This window comes from Variovorax sp. PEI5 (genome assembly GCF_056679935.1).
In genome coordinates this window covers 446,622-463,536 of record NZ_JBWXPH010000003.1, presented here as the reverse complement: position 1 = coordinate 463,536, position 16,915 = coordinate 446,622, and the positions used below count along the sequence as shown (strand labels likewise).

Below are 16,915 nucleotides of genomic sequence, written 5' to 3'. Positions count from 1 at the left end.
CTTCCCTTCCTGCGCCCTCGAAGCCTTCGAAGCCCGGGACGGCTCCGGGGCCGTCGCGCCTCAGCGGCCGCGCCAGACCGGCGCGCGACGTTCGGTGAAGGCGCGCACGCCCTCCCTGAAATCCTCGCTGCCATAACAGGCCGAGATCAGGTCGTCCATCTGCGGCACGCCCGCGATGGTCAGGCGGCGCAGCGCTTCCTTGGAGGCCGACTGGGTCACCGGGGCCAGCTTCCGCAGGCGGTCGGTCAGCTCGCGCGCGGCGGCGTCGAGCTCCCCGGCCGCCGCGATGCGATGCAGGAAGCCGCAGGCCAGCGCCTCGTCCGCATCCAGGATCTCCGCCAGCAGCAGCATGCGGCGCACGTTCTGATGGCCCCAGGCCTGCCGCAGCCGCGCCATGTTGAGGGGCGACAGCATGTTGCCCAGGGTCCTGGCGATCGGCACGCCGAACTTCGCCCCGGGTGCCGCGACGCGGAAGTCGCAGGCCGTGGCGATGGCCAGGCCGCCGCCCACGGCCCAGCCCTCGACCACGGCGATGGTCGGAAACGGCAGCCGCTCGATCCGCGCGATGCCCGCGTCGATGCGCTCCTCGTAGGCCACGCCATCGGCGCCGCCCGCGAAGTCGAGGAACTGGTGGATGTCGGTGCCGGCCACGAAGGCCTCGCCGCCGGCGCCGCGCAGCAGGGCCACGCGGATGGCCGGATCGGCCGCCAGCCGCTCGCAGTGCGCGCCGAGCTGCTCGTACATCGTCCAGGTCATGGCGTTGCGCGCCTCGGGCCGATCGAAGGCGAGGGTGGCGACATCGCCCTGGATGTCCAGCGCGACCCGGCCCTGCGCTCGCGCGTCCGTCACTTCGCGCCCGCCGGCCGGGGCTCGGCCGCCGCGGCCGTCCGGTGCGCCGCCGGCAGCGGGATGCCCAGTTCCTCCAGCACCTCGCGGGTGTGCTCGCCCAGCAGCGGTGGCGGGCGGCGCACCTGCTGGGGCGTGCCCATCATCTTCACGGCGAAGCCGATGTTGGGCACCTTGCCTTCCACCGGATGGTCGATCTCGATGCGCATGGCCCGGTGGCGGCCGTGCTCGCTCTCGAAGGCCTCGGGATAGGTGAGGATCGGGCCGGCCGGGATGCCGGCGGCCAGCAGGGTCTCGATCCACGCCTCGGCCGTGCGGGCGGCGAAGGAGCGTTCCAGTTCCGCCATCAGCGCCTCGCGATGGGCCAGGCGCTGGGACACGTTGGCGAAGCGCTCGTCGTCCAGCAGGTCGGGGCGCTCCAGCAGGTCGCAGAGCTTCCGCCAGAGCTTCTGGTTGGTCGCGCCCATCACGAAGTAGCCATCCGCCGCCTTGGCCGCCTGATAGGGCGCGCTCATGCGGTTGGAGGTGCCCAGCGGCTCGGGCTGGCGGCCCGTGCCCCAGTACTCGGAGATGTCCCAGACCGAGAAGGCCAGCGCCGAGTCGAACAGCGAGGCGTCGATGTACTGGCCCTGGCCCGTGCTCCTGGCGCCGATGTAGGCCGCCAGCAGGCCGTAGACGGCGAACAGCGCGCAGCCGATGTCGGCCACCGGCACGCCGGCCTTGACCGGCGGGCCGCCCGGATAGCCCGTCACGCTCATCACGCCCGACATCGCCTGCGCCATCAGGTCGAAGCCCGGGCGCTGCGACCAGGGGCCGGACTGCCCGAAGCCCGAGATGCTCACGTAGACCAGCGCCGGGTTCAGCGCGCTGAGGGTGTCGAAGTCGGCGCCCAGGCGCTTCATGACGCCGGGGCGGTAGTTCTCCACCAGCACGTCGGCCTCCAGGACCAGGGCATGCAGCGCCGCGCGGCCCTCGTCGGTCTTGAGGTCGAGCGTGACGCTGCGCTTGTTGCGGTTCATGTTGAGGAACCCCATGCTGTCGTTGCCCTTGAGCTTGAAGCCCATGGCGCCGCGCGTCTGGTCGCCCCCCTCGGGCGGCTCGATCTTGATGACATCGGCGCCCAGGTCGGCCAGCAGCATGCAGGCGTAGGGGCCGGCCATGACCTGGCTGATGTCGAGCACGCGCATGCCCGCCAGCGGCAGGGGGCGGGCGCCGGGCTGGCCCGCAGGGTTGGCGGCGGAGGACGTGGAGGAGGACGTGGTGGTGGAGGCGGAGGTCATGGAGCGGTCCTGGTCGGGTTCGTTCTGGCGGGGGAGTCGGCGTGGCATCGGTCGGCCGGTCGTCGGTCGGTGGGTGGGTGCGTGTCTCAGGAGTCGACGCGCACGTTCGCGTCCTTGATGACCTTGGCCCACTTGACGTTCTCGCTGGCGATGAAGTCGGCGAACCTGCGCGCCGGGCCACCGGCGTCCTCGGCGCCGAACTCGTCGAGCTTCTGGCGGATGTCGGGCATCAGCAGGACCTGGTTGATGTCGGCGTTCATGCGCTGCACCAGCCCGGGCGCCATGCCGCGCGGTCCGACCAGGCCGTACCACGAGGCGGCGTCGACCTGCGGGTAGCCGCCATCGGCGAAGGTCGGCAGGTCCGGGTAACTGCCCGCGCGCTTCAGGCGCGTCTGCGCGATGCCGATCACCTTGCCCTGCCGCATGAAGGGCGTGGCCGCGGTCATGGTGTCGAAGGCGAAGTCGATCTGGCCGCCGAGCTGGTCGATGATCAGCGCGCCCGAGCCCTTGTAGGGCACGTGCACCGCGTCGATCCTCGCGGCGAGCTTGAACATCTCGAACGCCAGGTGCTGGGCCGAGCCGATGCCCGAGGAGCCGAAGGTGACGCGGCCCGGCTTTTGCCTGCACAGGGCGACGATGTCGGGCAGCGTGCGCACCGGCTGGGTGGTGGCGCAGGTCAGCACGTTGGGTGTCACGCCGACCATGGAGAGGGCGCTGAAGTCGCGGTTCGGATCGAACTTGACGGTGTCCTTGAGCAGGCTGGGGGCGATGGCGTTGCTGTTGACGTGCGCCATCAGCAGGGTCGTGCCGTCGTTGGGCTGGCGCGCCACGTAGTCGGCCGCGATGACGCCGGTCGCGCCCGGCTTGTTCTCGACGAAGACCTGCGTGTCCCACAGGGTCGCGAGCTTCTGCCCGATCACGCGGGCCAGCACGTCGGTGCCGCCGCCCGGCGCGAAGCCCACGACGATGCGGACCGGGCCGGCGATCCGCGTCGCACCGCCACCGGCCTGCTGCGCCAGTGACAGGGCCGGTGCGCCCAGGGCCGCGCCGAGGCCGAGCGTGAAGTGTCTGCGTTGCATGCCGTCTCTCTCGTTGTTGGGGAAGGCGCCGATGGTTGGCGATCCCGCGGACGGCGGCCAGCGCTAAATCAGCGATGCAGGATTCGAATTTTTCGTAGGCGACAGCACGCGCACCACGCTGCGGGCGGCTTCGGACAGGGCTTCCAGCGGCCGGTGGCACAGCAGGAACTGCCGCTCGGCCCAGTCGCCCTGGATGGCGACGCGCGCCAGGCCCTCGCCGCCGGCGACCGTGTCCGCGACGGCCTCCGGCATGACGCCGATGCCCAGGTTCTGGGCGATCAGGGGCGCCATGCTGTCGAAGCCGTTGACCCGCATGCGCATGCGCAGCAACCGGCCCTCGTCGTCGGCCAGCCGCTGCAGCATCAGCGAGATGGCCGAGCCTTCGCCCAGCACGATGAGATCGCACGACAGGATGTCGTCCAGCGTGAGCGCGGCATGCCCGGCCAGCGCGTGGCCGGCCGGCAGGACCGCGATCAACCGGTCGCTGCGGTAGGGCAGGGTGGGCAGCTCGATGCTGCCCAGGCCCGCCTCGTAGACGCCGATGTCGACGACGCCCCGGCGCAGGGCCTGCTGGACGATCTGGCTGTTCATCTCCTGCAGGTCGATGCGCACGCCGGGGCAGTGCCGGATGCAACGCTCGATGTCCGAGGGGATGAACTGGATGACCGCGCTCTTGGGCGCCGCCAGGCGCACGACGCCCTGTTCCCCGCCCAGGTAGGACGCCGCGTCGTCCTGCATGCGCAGCACGGTGTGCGTGATGCTGCGCGCATGCGCGAGCATGGCGCGACCCGCGTCCGTGATGGCCATCCCGTGGGGCCGGCGTTCGAAGAACGGCAGGCCGAACTGCGCCTCGATCTCCAGGATGCGGCGCGACGCGGCCGCCGTGGCCATGTGCATCTTCTCGGCCGCTCGCGTCACGCTGCCGAGTTCCGCCGTCGTGATGAACAGCTGCAGGGTCGTCAGGTCGAAGTGGAGGCGCGCGGAGCGCCGGTCGATGGGATTCACGGCATCCGTCTTCCGGTGGGAACGATGAGGGTGGGGGGCTCGCCCGCATTGTCCCGGACGCATCGGGCGACCCCAGGAACCAGGGCGCCGACGCTGCGCGGCCGCACCGCCCGGCCGCGCGTCACCCCGGTGCGTCCACCGCGCCGGGCGCCGCGTCCGGCGGCGGGCCGACATAGCGCCCGCGCGGACGGATCACCTGCGCCGTGCCCAGCTGCTCCAGGCCATGCGCCAGCAGCCCCACGCTGCGGGCCGTGGCGAACAGGCCGAACGCCGCATCGGCGGGCAGCCCGTGGTGCGCCACCAGCGCCGCCAGGGCGACATCGACGGCCGGCCGCAGGCCGGTCTGGTCGGCCACCTTGCGGATGAAGCGCGCGATCACCGGTGGCGGATCGAACAGCGCCAGCAATGCCGCCGCGCGCGGATCGCCATCGGGGTAGAGGTGGTGGCCGAAGCCGGCCAGGGGCGAGCCGGTCGACAGGTAGTGCGCCAGCACCGCGTCCTCGCCCAGCCGCTCGACCTCGCCGAACAAGGCCTGCACGCGGCCCGAGGCATCGCCATGCAGCGGGCCGGACAGCGTGGCCAGCCCGGCCAGGAGGCAGGCCGGCAGCGAGGCCCCGGTCGACGCCGCGATGCGGGTGGCGAAGGCCGAGCTCGTCAACTCGTGGTCGACCAGCAGCACCAGCGCCGTGCGCAGCAGCTCGGCGACCGCGTCGGGCTGGTTCCAGCCGCGCGCGAAGCGGCGGTGCAGCGCCTCGTCGCCCGGCGCGGCACCGAAGGCCTCGGCCAGCGTGCCGACCAGGCCCTGACCCTCCACGTGCAGCACCCGGGTCAGCCGGCCGCGCGTGGAATGCCCGACCGCCGCCAGGCCGGCCAGCGCCGCGAAGGCCGCGCCGCGCCCGGTCGTCGTGGCGCGGCGCGACCGGGCCGGCCTGGCGCTGGAGAAGTCGACCGCCTCCCGCGTGTCCCACAGCAGTCGCGCCGCGTCCTCCAGGCTGGCCGTGCGCGCCAGCGCCACGACATCCCGGCCGCGATAGTAGGGCCGGCCCTTGAAGAAGGCGCACAGCGCCGTCGGGATGCTGGGCTCGGCGCCGAACAGCGTGTTGGTGGCGACGGTCTCGTGCTTGCGGCCGGCCTGCTTGCGTCGCGCCAGGCCGGCGACGTCCTCGGCGCGGTAGAGGCTGCGGCGCGTGTCCGCCGGGTCGGTCATGACCTCCAGCTTGCCCCGGCTGACATAGGCATAGATCGTCTGCGGCCGCACTCCCAGGAGCCCGCAGGCCTCGTCCATCGACATCCACGCGCCCATCGCCATCCTTCTTCGGGTGATTGATTTATATATTGATTTTATACATCAATATTGACGATTAAATCAACTCATCACTACCATGGGCCCACTTCGAGACCACTCCCCTCCATCGCCCATGAAACCCTCCGTCCTGCAACTCAATCCGATCCTGATCCCGGCGATCAACGACCAGCTCGGGACGCTGTACGAGGTCCACCGGTTCTTCGAACTGGCGGACCCGGAGGCCTGGCTGCGCGCGCACGGCGATGCGATCCAGGCCGTGATCACGGGGGGCCACACCGGCATCTCGCGCGTGCTGCTGGAGCGCCTGCCGAACCTGCGGGTGGTGGCGGTCAATGGCGTGGGCACCGACGCGGTGGACCTGGCGTATTGCCGCGAGCGCGGCCTGCCCGTCACGGCCACCCTGGGTGCCCTGACCGAGGACGTGGCCGACCTGGCCCTGGGCTTGCTGATCGCGGCCTGCCGCAACCTGTGCGCCGGCGACCGCTTCGTGCGCGACGGGCAATGGGTGCTTCACCCGCAGCCGAGCGCGATCCCGCTCGCGCGGCGTTTCAGCGGCATGCGGGTGGGCATCGTCGGCATGGGCCGGGTCGGCCGCGCCGTCGCGGTGCGGGCCGCGGCCTTCGGCTGCCACATCGCCTACACCGACCTGCGCGCCATGGACGATGTCGCGCACCGCTTCGTCCCCGACCTGGTGGAGCTGGCCCGGGAAGTCGACGCGCTGGTGCTGTGCGCGGCGGCCGACCGGGCCGAAGGCATCGTCGACGCGGCGGTGCTGGAGGCACTGGGGCCGCGCGGCTTCCTGGTCAACGTCGCGCGCGGCCGGCTGGTCGACGAGGCCGACCTGACCGAGGCGCTGGCCGCCGGGCGCATCGCCGGCGCGGGCCTGGACGTGTTCGTCGACGAGCCGCACGTGCCCGAGGCGCTGCGCCGTTCGGAGCGCGTGACGCTCCAGGCGCATCGCGCGAGCGCCACCTGGGAGACCCGCACGGCGATGGGCGAGATGGTGCTGGCGGGCATCGCCCAGGCGCTGGCCGGCGAGCGCCCGGCGATGAGCCTGACGACCTGAGCCATCGCCGATCGCGACGAGCTTCCTTCTTCCCCCGCCGGGAACCCTCGCCCCTCACAACAAGGAGACATCCATGCCCCTCGCTTCCATGCTCAAGGTCCTCGCCATCGCGGCGTCCCTGGCCGCCGTGCCGGTCGCCGCCTCGGCGCAGGCGTATCCGACGCGCGCCGTCCGGATCATCGTGCCGGCGCCGCCGGGCGGCGCGATCGACACCATCGCCCGCGTCGTCGGCGACAAGATCGGCGCGGCCATGGGCCAGCCGGTGATCGTCGACAACCGGCCGGGCGCCTCCAACAACCTCGGCACCGACGTGCTGGCCAAGGCCACGCCCGACGGCTACACGATCGGCATCGTCGGCGGCAGCCACAACATCAACAAGTTCCTGTTCAGGAACCTCGGCTGGGATCCCGAGAAGAGCTTCGAGCCGATCGTCTACACGCACGAGGTGCCGCTGGTCTTCGCCATCGCGCCGCAGATCCCGGCCCGCACGCTGCCCGAATTCGTGGCCTGGATGAAGGCGCATCCGGACGATGCCAAGGTCGCCACTTCCGGCCGTGGCAGCGCCCAGGAGATGGCCGCCGAGATGTTCCGCCTGGCCAGCGGCGCGCCGATGCTGCTGGTGCCCTACAAGGGATCGTCGGCCGCGCACCCGGACCTGCTGGCCGGGCGCACCGCGCTCTTCATCGACACCATCAGCGCGATCCAGGCGCAGGTGAAGGCCGGCAACGTGCGCGCCATCGCGGTGTCGACGGCCCGGCGCAGCAGCTCGCTGCCGGACGTGCCGACCGCCGACGAGCAGGGACTCAAGGGCTACGACGCCAACACCAATGGCGGCTTCCTGGCGCCGGCCGGCACGCCCCGGGCCATCGTCGACAGGCTCAACACCGAGATCAACGCCGCGCTGAAGCTGCCCGACGTGCGCGCCAAGCTGGAGGCCGCCGGCATCGAGGTGCAGGGCGGCACGCCGCAGGCCTACGCGGCGCTGATCAGGTCCGACCTCGTGAAGTGGGGCCGGGTCGTCAAGGCGGCGGGCATCGAGGCCGACTGACGGGGGCGCCGACGAGGCTCAGGTCATGCGATCCGAGGCCACGACATGGATGCCGGCCGGCCGTTGGATCGCCGCCTCGAGCAGTTCGCGCGCGATCGACGGCGCCGGGTTGGGGCGCCAGCGCCGTGGCAGCACCGGCGCCATCACGTCGAGGGTCGCCGTCAGCATCCGCTCGCCCAGCCGGAACTCCTCGCGCTGCCCACCGATGACGCCGGGTCGCGCGAAGGTGAGCGATTCGAATCCGACGGCCGCCAGATCGCGCTCGATCTCACCCTTGACGCGGTTGTAAAACAGGCGCGAACCGGCATCCGCGCCGATGGCCGACGTGAGGACATAGGTGGGCGTGCCATGCGCCCGCGCCAGGCGGGCCACGGCCAGCGGATGGTCGTGGTCGACGCGGCGGAAGGCCGCCCTGGAACCCGCGGCGCGCAAGGTCGTGCCCAGCGTGCAGATCACCGCGTCGGCCCGCCACCAGTCGGCCTGCCCGGGCAGTCGCTCGAAATCCACCAGTGGCGCCTGCAGGCGGGGATGGTCCGCCAATGGTCGCCGCGACGGCGCCACCACGCGGCCGATCCTGGGATCGGCGAGCGCCAGCGCCAGCACGTGGCGTCCCACGAGACCCGTCGCTCCCACCAGCAGCAGCCTGAAGGGCGATGCCATCGCGCGACCCGCCGTCAGTCTTCGCGGGGGCGGAACACCCCGGCGATGATCTTCCAGCCATTCCCGTCCTCGAGCGGGGTCGGGTCGTCGTGGCAGGCGGCACCGATGGCGTCCTCTTCCTTGCTCCTGACGACATCGGACAGGTCCGCGCTCGGGCCGCCCATCGGTTCGCCAGGTCTCCGCTCCACCGAGATGACGGCTCGGTGGTCGCGGGTGGCGACGGCCTCGATGTTGCTGGTCATGATGCTTGTCCTTGGAAAGGGGGTCGGGGGATGCCGGGGCTGGACGAGCCGACGATCGATGCGCGATCCATCGAATCCGACGAGGCCCGGCCAGGCGATGCATTGTTTTCCATCCTTCGCCTGCCTGCCTGGAATCGCCCCATCGACCACCCCATCGCATGCCGCGATCGACAACCCTGGTTTGCCGCCCGATCCGTAGCCGGGACCGCGCATCGATCCCTACGATCGAGACCCTGATCGGAACGCAACGAAACGGAGACGAGTCATGGAATCGAACGCAGCGAGCGGCCGTCGGCGGCCTGGAGTCCGGATCGCCTGCCTGATGGCGGTGGCGGCATGCCTCGGATCGCCGGCCCGGGCCGGGGAGGTCGATCTGAGGACGGCGAGGAATGGCGACGCGACCATCAGCTACCGCGTCGAGGGCCAGGGCCCGCTCGTGGTGCTCATCGCTTCCACCGGCCGGGGCACCGAGGAGTTCGGCGCCCTGGCCGCCAGCCTGGCGGCGCGCGGCCATCGCGTCGTCAGGCCGGAGCCGCGCGGCATCGGAGGCAGCACCGGGCCGATGGAGAACCTCAGCTTCCACGACTTCGCCAGCGACTTCGCCGCCGTGATCCGCAGCGAAGGCGGCACGCCCGCCATCCTGGCGGGCCACGCCTATGGCAACTGGATCGCCCGCGTGATCGCCTCGGACCATCCGGCATTGACCCGGGGCGTGGTGCTCGTCGCCGCCGGCGCCAGGACCTGGCCGAAGGAACTGAGCGACGCCATCACGATGATCAACGATCCGGCCTCGACCGAGCGGCAGCGGCTCGACGGCCTCCGGCTGGCCTTCTTCGCCGAAGGCAACGACCCGACATCCTGGCTGGAGGGCTGGTATCCGGCGGTCACGCGCAGCCAGCGGGACGCCCGCACGCGCACCCGCCAGGCCGCGTGGTGGGGCACCGGCAATGCGCCGATGCTCGACCTGCAGGCGGCGGCCGATCCGTTCCGTCCCGCCGCCTCGCGCGACGAACTCCAGGCCGAGTTCGGCGACCGGGTGACGGTGAAGGTGATCGACGGCGCCAGCCATGCGCTGCCGGCCGAGAAGCCGGTCGAGGTCGCGGCGGCCATCGCCGAATGGGCCGCCGCCCTGCCGGCCGGCCGAGAGATGCGCGTCGCGGAATAGCAGTTCTGCCGGGCGTCCGCAGGCCCGCGCGCGTCGGCCTGCCTAGACTGGGTCATCACCGGATTCGACAACACCGAACGCTGCATGCGAAGGAGACCCATGGACGACCTCACCCAACTGCGCTATGAATTCAAGGACCACATCGCGACGCTGACGCTCGACGCGCCGCCGGTCAACGCGCTGACCCGCGTGCTCAACGACGAGCTCACGCTCGCGCTCGACCGCATCTCGGAGATGGACGAGGTCCGCGTCGTGGTGCTGACCGGCGCGGGCAAGGTGTTCTGCGCCGGCGCCGATCTCAAGGGCCGCGCCGGGGTCATCCGGGGGCCGGGCGACCTGCCCGCCCATTCGCGCCGCACGCGCGAGTGCTTCCACGCGATCCGCGAATGCGCCAAGCCGGTGATCTGCGCCCTCAATGGCGCGGCGCTGGGTTCGGGCCTGGCGATGGCGGCGTCGAGCGACATCCTGATCGCCTCGGAGCGGGCCTCGCTCGGATTGCCCGAGGTCGATGTCGGCCTGCTGGGCGGCTGCCGCCACGCCATGCGCCTGTTCAGCCACTCGCGCCTGCGCCGCATGATGCTGACCGGCCTGCGCGTGCCGGGCGCCGAGCTCCATCGGCTGGGCATCGTGGAGGCCTGCACCACGCCCGAGGAGCTGCTGCCGACGGCGCTGGAGATGGCCGGGGTGATCGCCTCCAAGAGCCCGGTCTCCACGCGCATGGGCAAGCACACGCTCAATGTCATCGAGGACATGAGCCTGCGCGACGGCTATCGCTACGAGCAGGACATGACCGCGCAGATCGCCCGCACCGACGACGCCAGGGAAGCGCAGCGCGCCTTCGCCGAGAAGCGCGCGCCGGTGTTCACCGGCCGCTGAGCCGGGCCGGGGCCGGGCGCCGGGCTCAGTCCAGCTTGGCGCCCACCGCCTTGGCCAGGGCGCCCCAGCGCTCGGACTCGGACAGGATGAAGGGGCCGAAGTCCTCGGGTCGGCTGCCCACGATCTCGACGCCCTGCTGCTCGAACTGCTGCTTCAGGTCCGGCGAGGCCAACGCGGCACCGACCGCGCCATGCAGCTTGGCGACGATGTCCGCCGGCGTGCGCGCCGGCGCCAGCAGTCCATACCAGTTGTAGGCTTCCGCCCTGGGCATGCCCAGCTCGCCCACCGTGGGCACGTCCTTGAGCACCGGGATGCGCTTCGAATTGGTCACGGCCAATGCGCGCAGCTTGCCCGACTGGATGAAGGGCAGCACCACCGGGATGTCGATCACCGCCATGTCCACCTGCCCGCCCATCAGGTCGGTGAGGGCCGGGGCGGCGCCGCGGTACGGGATGTGGCTGATCTGGATCCCGGCCTCGCGCCGGAGCAGTTCGGCCTGCAGGTGCGGCGTGGTGCCGCTGCCGGCCGAGGCGTAGTTGACCTTGCTGGCATCGCCGGTGGCCGCCGCCTTCAGGTCGGCGAAGTTGCGGTACTTCGACTGGGCCGCCACCACCAGCACCGCCGGCACCTTGAGCACCTGCGTCACGGCCAGCAGGTCCTTCTGCGGGTTGTAGGGCATCGACGGCACGAGGTGCGGCACGATGGCCAGCGCGCCGGCCGACGAGAACAGCAGGGTGTAGCCATCGGCCGGCGCCTTGGCGACCGCATCGGCGCCGAGCAGGCCGCCGGCGCCGCCCTTGTTGTCGATCAGCACGGCCTGGCCGAGCGAGCCGCTCAGCTTGGCGCCCAGCGCGCGCGCCGTCTGGTCGACCGGGCCGCCGGCCGGGAACGGCACGACCACGCGGATGGGCTTGGCGGGATAGGCCTGCGCCCAGGCGGACAGCGCGCTCGCGGCCAGCGTCAGCGCCACGGCACGTTTCAGGAATCGGTTCATGTTCTTCGTCTCCAGGTTTCTGTTGGAGACGACTGTAGGCAGGGCCGCCCCGCCTGCCACCGCGCGCGGGCGCATACCTGCTATGCGGGCGCGCCGGATCGCGCGCCGCCGCTATGCGCCGGGCGCATCCCAGTCTTGCGGCTTCCCGGCTATCCCCGCGCCCGGCCCGCTTCGAGAATCGATGCCACTCAAGGAGACATCGAATGACCACCCCGCAAGGCCCGCTGTCGCACGTCAAGGTGCTGGACCTCAGCCGCATCCTCGCCGCTCCCTGGGCCAGCCAGATCCTGGCCGACCTGGGCGCCGAGGTCATCAAGGTCGAGCGTCCCGGCGCCGGCGACGACACCCGCACCTGGGGCCCGCCGTTCCTGAAGGACGCCGAGGGCAAGGACACGAAGGAGGCCGGCTACTACCTGGCGGTCAATCGCGGCAAGCGCTCCATCACCGTCAACCTGGATTCGGCCGAGGGCCAGGAGATCGTCAAGGCACTGGCGATGCGCGCGGACATCGTGCTGGAGAACTACAAGGCCGGCACGCTGGCGCGCTACGGGCTCGACGAGGCCTCGCTGCGCCGGCTCAACCCGCGCCTGATCTACTGCTCGGTCACCGGCTTCGGCCAGACCGGGCCGCGGCGCGACCAGCCGGCCTACGACTTCCTGATCCAGGCCATGGGCGGGCTGATGAGCGTCACCGGCGAGCGCGACGACCGTCCCGGCGGCGGCCCGCAGAAGGTCGGCGTGCCGATCGTCGACCTGATGACGGGCATGTACACGGCGGTCTCGGTGCTGGCCGCGCTGGCGCGCCGCAACGAGAGCGGCATCGGCGACGCGATCGACATCGCCATGCTCGACGTGCAGGTCGCGACGCTGTCGAACCAGGCCATGAACTACCTGGTGTCGGGCCGGGTGCCGCGACGCAATGGCAACGCGCATCCCAACATCCAGCCGCAGGATGTCTATGCCTGCGCCGATGGCGACCTGATCCTGGTGGTGGGCAACGACGGCCAGTTCGCCAGGCTGTGCGACGTGCTCGGCCAGCCCGGCTGGGGCAGCGACGAGCGCTACGCCACCAACGCGCAGCGCGTGCGGAACATCGCCGAGCTGTCGGGCCTGATCCGCGCGGCGTTCGCCGGCTGGGAGCGCGAGCGGCTGATCGCCGCCCTGGACGCGGCGGGCGTGCCCTGCGGGCCGATCAACGACGTCGCCGAAGTCTTCGAGGAGCCGCAGGTGAAGGCGCGCGGCCTGCTGCGCCGGGTGCCGCATCCCGCGGGCGTCGACGTGCCGCAGGTCGGTAGTCCGATGCGCTTCGCCGAGGCGCCGTTGCGCGTGCCGGCGGCGCCGCCGCTGCTGGGCCAGCACAGCGAGGACATCCTGGGCGAGCTGGGCTACGACGCGCGGCGCATCGCCGCGCTGCGCACGGCGGGAGCCATCTGATGGCGGCGCCGATGCTGCGGCTGCACTGGTCGCCCAAGTCGCCCTATGTGCGCAAGGTGATGGTCTGCGCCCACGAGCTGGGCCTGGTCGACCGGCTGGAGCTGGTGCGCTCCGTGGCGGCGATGCTCAAGCCCAACCCGGCCCTCATGGCCGACAACCCGCTGTCGAAGATCCCGACGCTGGTGCGCGCCGACGGACCGCCGTTGTTCGACTCGGCCGTCATCTGCGAATTCCTGAACGACGAAGCGGGGGGCGAGCTCTTTCCCGGGACGGGGGAGGCGCGCTGGCGGGCGCTGCGCTGGCATGCGCTGGGCGACGGCCTGCTCGATGCGCTGATCCTGTGGCGCAACGAGCGCGAGCGCGACCAGCCCCTGCCACCGCTGCTCGATGCCTTCGACCTCAAGACGCGCGCCTGCCTGGCGCTGCTCGACCAGGAAGCCGATGCGCTCGGCGCCGCGCCGTTCGCCATCGGCCACGTGGCCGTCGGCTGCGCGCTGGGCTACCTGGACTACCGCTTCGAGGCGCTGCGGTGGCGGATGCTGGCGCCACGGCTGGCCGACTGGTTCGCCGACGCGCGGGAGCGCGAATCCTTCCGCGCCACGGAGCCGCTCGATGGCTGAGGCCCCTCGCGCGCCATCCGGGATGCCGACCATGGACCTGCCCACCTTCAGCTGCGTCGAGGGCGACGCCCTGGACACGGCCACCGTCTATCGCCTGATCGTCGGCTGCGTGGCGCCGCGCCCGGTGGCCTGGATCACCACCATCGACGAGGAGGGCCGCGTCAACGCGGCGCCCTTCAGTTCGTACAACTACGTGGCGACCAGTCCGCCGATGCTCGCCGTCAACATCGCCGCGCGCGCCGATGGCGGGGACACCAAGGACACCGCCCGCAACATCGCGCGCAGCCGCGAGTTCGTCGTCAATGTCGCGACCGAGCACAACATGGAGCTGATGCATCGCAGCGCGCAGGAGTTCGCTCCGGAGGTCAGCGAGACCGAGGCGCTGGGCATCGCGCTGCTGCCCAGCCGGCACGTGCGGCCGCCGCGCATCGCCATCTCCCCGGTGCAGATGGAGTGCCGGCTCGACCAGGCGATCGTGCTGGGTCGCGGCGTCAACACGCTCTTCATCGGCGAGGTCGTCGCCTTCCACCTGTCCGACCGGATCTACGACGGCCAGCGCGTCGACACGGTCGGCATGCGGCCGATCGCCCGCCTGGGCGGGCCCTTCTACGCGGCGCTGGGCGAGGTGTTCCATCGCCCGATGCTGCAGAAGCCTCCGGGCGGCGAGGGCTGGATGCCGCCGGGTGGCGACGGCAATGGCAACAACCGACCTTCGAAGGGACCCCGGTCATGAATCACACACGCCGCGCGGCGTTCGCGCATGCCATCGCCACCTGCGTCGCCCTGGGGGCGGCGCTGGGCGTCGCGCCGCTGGCGCAGGGCCGGACCGCCTATCCCACGCGTCCCGTCACGCTGGTCATCCCCTATGCCGCCGGCGGTCCGGCGGACACGCTCGCACGGGGGCTGGCGCATCGGCTCGCCTCGGCGCTCGGCCAGCCCGTCATCGTCGATGCCCGGGGCGGCGGCTCGGCGACCATCGGCACGGGCTTCGTGGCGCGCGCCCGGCCCGATGGCCAGACATTGCTGCTGGGCACCTCGGCCGGCCACGTGGTGACGCCCCTGATGCAGCGCATTCCCTACGACGGCATCGCGGACTTCGCCTTCGTCGGCGGGGTCGCCAGCCAGCCCAGCGTGCTGGTGGTGCATCCGGACCTGGGCGTCGACTCGCTGCAGGCGCTGATCGCGTTGGCCGCCAGGGAGCCCGGCCGGCTGAACTACGCCTCCGCCGGCACCGGCGGCGCGACGCACCTGGGGGCCGAGGCCTTCCTCCAGCGCGCGCGCATCAAGGTCACCCACGTGCCCTATGGCGGCGCCGCGCCGGCGCTCAAGGACCTGCTGGGCGGCCAGGTGCAGATGGGCATGCTGAACCTGGCGGCGACGCAGGCCTTCATCGAGCAGGGCAGGCTCAAGGCGCTGGCCTATGGAGGCAGCCAGCGTTCGCCCCTGCTGCCCCGGGTCCCGACCCTGGCGGAGGCCGGTTTCGGCGGCGCGGAGACGCCCACGTGGTACACGCTGGCCGCGCCCAGGGGCACGCCGCCCGATGTGATCGAGAAGCTGCGCGTCGCGCTCTCGGAGGTGCAGGCCGACGCGTCCTGGCAGAAGCTGCTGGTGTCGCAGGGCGCGGAGGCGCTGAATGCGTCGCCGCGCGAGACGACCGCCTTCGTGCAGGCCGACAAGGTGGCGATGGCGAAGCTGCTGGGCTCGCTGGACCTGCTCGAACGCTAACGATCTCGGCTGGCGTGGCGGGTCGCGGCCGGCGCCACCGAGGCGCCCTCGATGCCATGGCGGCGCAGCGCCTCGGCGACGAAGCCGCTGGCCTTCATCTCCTCGACGAAATCGCCCAGCACCCGCGCGGCCGCTTCGCCGCGCGACTTCGGCACGCCCATCGCCTGGCGGATCACCATGAAGTGCCCGGGCAGCAGGCGCAGCCCGGGGGTGCGCGCGCTGTCGGCCTCGAGCTGCTGCTTGACGCCGGCGGCGACGTCCATCCGCTGCTCCAGGAAGGTCGCGACCACCGTCGGCGAGGTCGGCGCGCGCACGATCTCCGCCCGCTTCAGCTCGCGCGTCAGGTACAGGTCGTAGGCGCTGCCCTTGCCGACGACCACGCGCGTGCCGGCGCGGTCGACCTCGTCGTTGGCGCGCAGCGGCGAGGCCTCGCGCACGAGGTAGGCACCCTCGATGTGGACATAGGCTGCGGTGAAGGCGATCTGCGCGCCGCGCACCGGATCGATGGCGAAGAAGCCGATGTCGGCGCGCTCGTCGGCCACCGCCTCGACCGACCTGCCGGCGGCATCGAACACCACCAGTTCGAGCTCGACGCCCAGGCGCCCGGCGAAGGCGCGCGCCAGGTCGACCGACACGCCGCCGGGGGCAGCGGTGGCCGCATCCTGGTGGGCGAGGATCGGATTGCCCAGGTTGATGGAGGCGCGCAGCACGCCCGTGGGCGTGAAGGCCTGGATGACGGAGGGGTCGAGGGCGTGGGGGATCTGGGTCATGGTCGGATCGGTGTCGGCGTGGACAGGAGGTGGGTGAAGAGGCCGGGGGACGATGGGCCGCAGAGGTCGATGCGCGTCTCGTCCCCGAGCCTTTCGCCGAACCAGGCCTCGATGGCGGCGCGGCGCTCGCCGATGTAGACGGGTCGGCCGGTATCGTCGAGCGACATGCAGAGGTCGTGGCCGGGAACGACGATCGTGCCCGGCGTGGCGCGCCAGTGGCGCCAGATGAGCTCGAGCGAGGCCTCGCTCTGCTCATGGTCGACGCTGGCGTCGACCCGGCCACCGAGCAGTTCGGCCCGGTTCTTCGCGGCATCGCCGCAGAACAGCAACGGGACCGGGTTGGCGCTCAGAAGGAAGATCAGATGCCCCGGCGTGTGACCCGGCGCCGCGATGGCGCGCAGGCCGGGCAGGAACTCCTGGTCGGCCTCCAGGCGCTCGACGCGGGGGTCGATGCCCAGCTCGCGCACGTAGAGCTCGGGCAACGGGTCGAAGCCCGGTGGTTGTTCCAGGGCCCAGGCCAGCTCCCGCGCGCCGATCCAGATCCTGGCCTGCGGGAACAGCGTGAAGTTCACCGCATGGTCGTAGTGCGCGTGGGTCAGCACCACATCGGTCACGTCCTGTGGCGCCACTCCGGCCGCGCTCAGTTGGCGGGCGAGTTCGCGCCGCACGCCGAAGGCACCGACGTCGATCAGGACGACGCGACCGAAGCCGCGCAGCAGCGTCACCGTGCTCCAGCCCAGCCCGCCGTGGCACACCGCCTTGCCGGGGAAGCCCTGCACCAGCACATCGATCTGGTACAT

General features: G+C 71.8%; 18 protein-coding genes. 8 read left to right on the top strand and 10 right to left on the bottom strand.

Annotated features, from left to right (window positions below):
• Positions 1–60: 60 nt before the first annotated feature.
• From AC1MLT_RS21600 to AC1MLT_RS21580, 5 genes are all read right to left on the bottom strand, one after another.
• On the bottom strand, positions 61–849 hold the full coding sequence (locus tag AC1MLT_RS21600; protein ID WP_481036389.1) for an enoyl-CoA hydratase/isomerase family protein: 789 nt from the start codon (positions 847–849) through the stop codon (positions 61–63).
• Positions 846–2,126 carry a CaiB/BaiF CoA transferase family protein gene (locus AC1MLT_RS21595; protein WP_481036388.1) on the bottom strand — a complete coding sequence of 427 codons (1,281 nt, stop codon included), beginning with the start codon at positions 2,124–2,126 and terminating at the stop codon, positions 846–848. The genes AC1MLT_RS21600 and AC1MLT_RS21595 overlap by 4 nt, the downstream gene beginning before the upstream one ends.
• An 86-nt stretch (positions 2,127–2,212) precedes the next feature.
• Positions 2,213–3,205, bottom strand: a complete 993-nt coding sequence (locus tag AC1MLT_RS21590) for a Bug family tripartite tricarboxylate transporter substrate binding protein (RefSeq protein ID WP_481036387.1) — start codon at positions 3,203–3,205, stop codon at positions 2,213–2,215.
• Positions 3,206–3,268: 63 nt separating this feature from the next.
• Positions 3,269–4,210 carry a LysR family transcriptional regulator gene (locus AC1MLT_RS21585; RefSeq protein WP_481036385.1) on the bottom strand — a complete coding sequence of 314 codons (942 nt, stop codon included), beginning with the start codon at positions 4,208–4,210 and terminating at the stop codon, positions 3,269–3,271.
• A gap of 121 nt (positions 4,211–4,331) precedes the next feature.
• A complete protein-coding gene (locus tag AC1MLT_RS21580) occupies positions 4,332–5,513 on the bottom strand; it encodes a citrate synthase (RefSeq protein WP_481036384.1) in 1,182 nt (393 codons plus the stop codon).
• Between the two features lie 115 nt (positions 5,514–5,628).
• On the opposite strand from AC1MLT_RS21580, the gene AC1MLT_RS21575 reads away from it, so the two are divergent.
• Entirely contained in the window at positions 5,629–6,582 is a 954-nt protein-coding gene (locus AC1MLT_RS21575; protein ID WP_481036382.1) for a 2-hydroxyacid dehydrogenase, read from the top strand.
• A gap of 73 nt (positions 6,583–6,655) precedes the next feature.
• Positions 6,656–7,630, top strand: coding sequence for a Bug family tripartite tricarboxylate transporter substrate binding protein (locus tag AC1MLT_RS21570; RefSeq protein WP_481036381.1), 975 nt, complete (start codon positions 6,656–6,658; stop codon positions 7,628–7,630).
• 18 nt (positions 7,631–7,648) lie between these two features.
• Here the strand turns inward: AC1MLT_RS21570 and AC1MLT_RS21565 are convergent, their stop codons facing one another.
• Complete coding sequence (locus tag AC1MLT_RS21565; RefSeq protein WP_481036379.1) at positions 7,649–8,290, bottom strand: Rossmann-fold NAD(P)-binding domain-containing protein; 642 nt, start codon at positions 8,288–8,290, stop codon at positions 7,649–7,651.
• A 14-nt stretch (positions 8,291–8,304) separates the two neighbouring features.
• A complete protein-coding gene (locus AC1MLT_RS21560) occupies positions 8,305–8,532 on the bottom strand; it encodes a hypothetical protein (protein ID WP_481036377.1) in 228 nt (75 codons plus the stop codon).
• A 265-nt stretch (positions 8,533–8,797) separates the two neighbouring features.
• On the opposite strand from AC1MLT_RS21560, the gene AC1MLT_RS21555 reads away from it, so the two are divergent.
• Together AC1MLT_RS21555 and AC1MLT_RS21550 are read left to right on the top strand one after the other, a co-directional pair.
• Entirely contained in the window at positions 8,798–9,697 is a 900-nt protein-coding gene (locus AC1MLT_RS21555) for an alpha/beta fold hydrolase (protein WP_481036375.1), read from the top strand.
• 99 nt (positions 9,698–9,796) lie between these two features.
• Complete coding sequence (locus AC1MLT_RS21550) at positions 9,797–10,573, top strand: enoyl-CoA hydratase/isomerase family protein (protein WP_481036373.1); 777 nt, start codon at positions 9,797–9,799, stop codon at positions 10,571–10,573.
• Between the two features lie 25 nt (positions 10,574–10,598).
• Here AC1MLT_RS21550 and AC1MLT_RS21545 read toward each other — a convergent pair whose 3' ends face one another.
• On the bottom strand, positions 10,599–11,567 hold the full coding sequence (locus tag AC1MLT_RS21545) for a Bug family tripartite tricarboxylate transporter substrate binding protein (protein WP_481036371.1): 969 nt from the start codon (positions 11,565–11,567) through the stop codon (positions 10,599–10,601).
• Positions 11,568–11,770: 203 nt separating this feature from the next.
• Here AC1MLT_RS21545 and AC1MLT_RS21540 point away from each other — a divergent pair, with 203 nt between their 5' ends.
• The 4 genes from AC1MLT_RS21540 to AC1MLT_RS21525 are packed head-to-tail and all read left to right on the top strand — an operon-like array spanning position 11,771 to position 15,345.
• Positions 11,771–13,000 carry a CaiB/BaiF CoA transferase family protein gene (locus AC1MLT_RS21540; protein ID WP_481036370.1) on the top strand — a complete coding sequence of 410 codons (1,230 nt, stop codon included), beginning with the start codon at positions 11,771–11,773 and terminating at the stop codon, positions 12,998–13,000.
• Positions 13,000–13,620 (top strand): glutathione S-transferase family protein, encoded by a 621-nt coding sequence (locus AC1MLT_RS21535; protein WP_481036369.1) that lies wholly within the window; start codon positions 13,000–13,002, stop codon positions 13,618–13,620. Before AC1MLT_RS21540 ends, AC1MLT_RS21535 begins: the two co-directional genes overlap by 1 nt.
• Positions 13,621–13,651: 31 nt before the next feature.
• Complete coding sequence (locus AC1MLT_RS21530) at positions 13,652–14,353, top strand: flavin reductase family protein (RefSeq protein ID WP_481036368.1); 702 nt, start codon at positions 13,652–13,654, stop codon at positions 14,351–14,353.
• Positions 14,350–15,345 (top strand): Bug family tripartite tricarboxylate transporter substrate binding protein, encoded by a 996-nt coding sequence (locus tag AC1MLT_RS21525; protein ID WP_481036366.1) that lies wholly within the window; start codon positions 14,350–14,352, stop codon positions 15,343–15,345. The genes AC1MLT_RS21530 and AC1MLT_RS21525 overlap by 4 nt, the downstream gene beginning before the upstream one ends.
• Here AC1MLT_RS21525 and AC1MLT_RS21520 read toward each other — a convergent pair.
• Positions 15,342–16,115: an ABC transporter substrate-binding protein gene (locus AC1MLT_RS21520; protein WP_481036364.1), complete on the bottom strand. Its 774-nt coding sequence runs from the start codon at positions 16,113–16,115 to the stop codon at positions 15,342–15,344. The two genes, AC1MLT_RS21525 and AC1MLT_RS21520, sit on opposite strands and share 4 nt — an antisense overlap.
• Entirely contained in the window at positions 16,112–16,915 is an 804-nt protein-coding gene (locus AC1MLT_RS21515; RefSeq protein ID WP_481036363.1) for an MBL fold metallo-hydrolase, read from the bottom strand. The genes AC1MLT_RS21520 and AC1MLT_RS21515 overlap by 4 nt, the downstream gene beginning before the upstream one ends.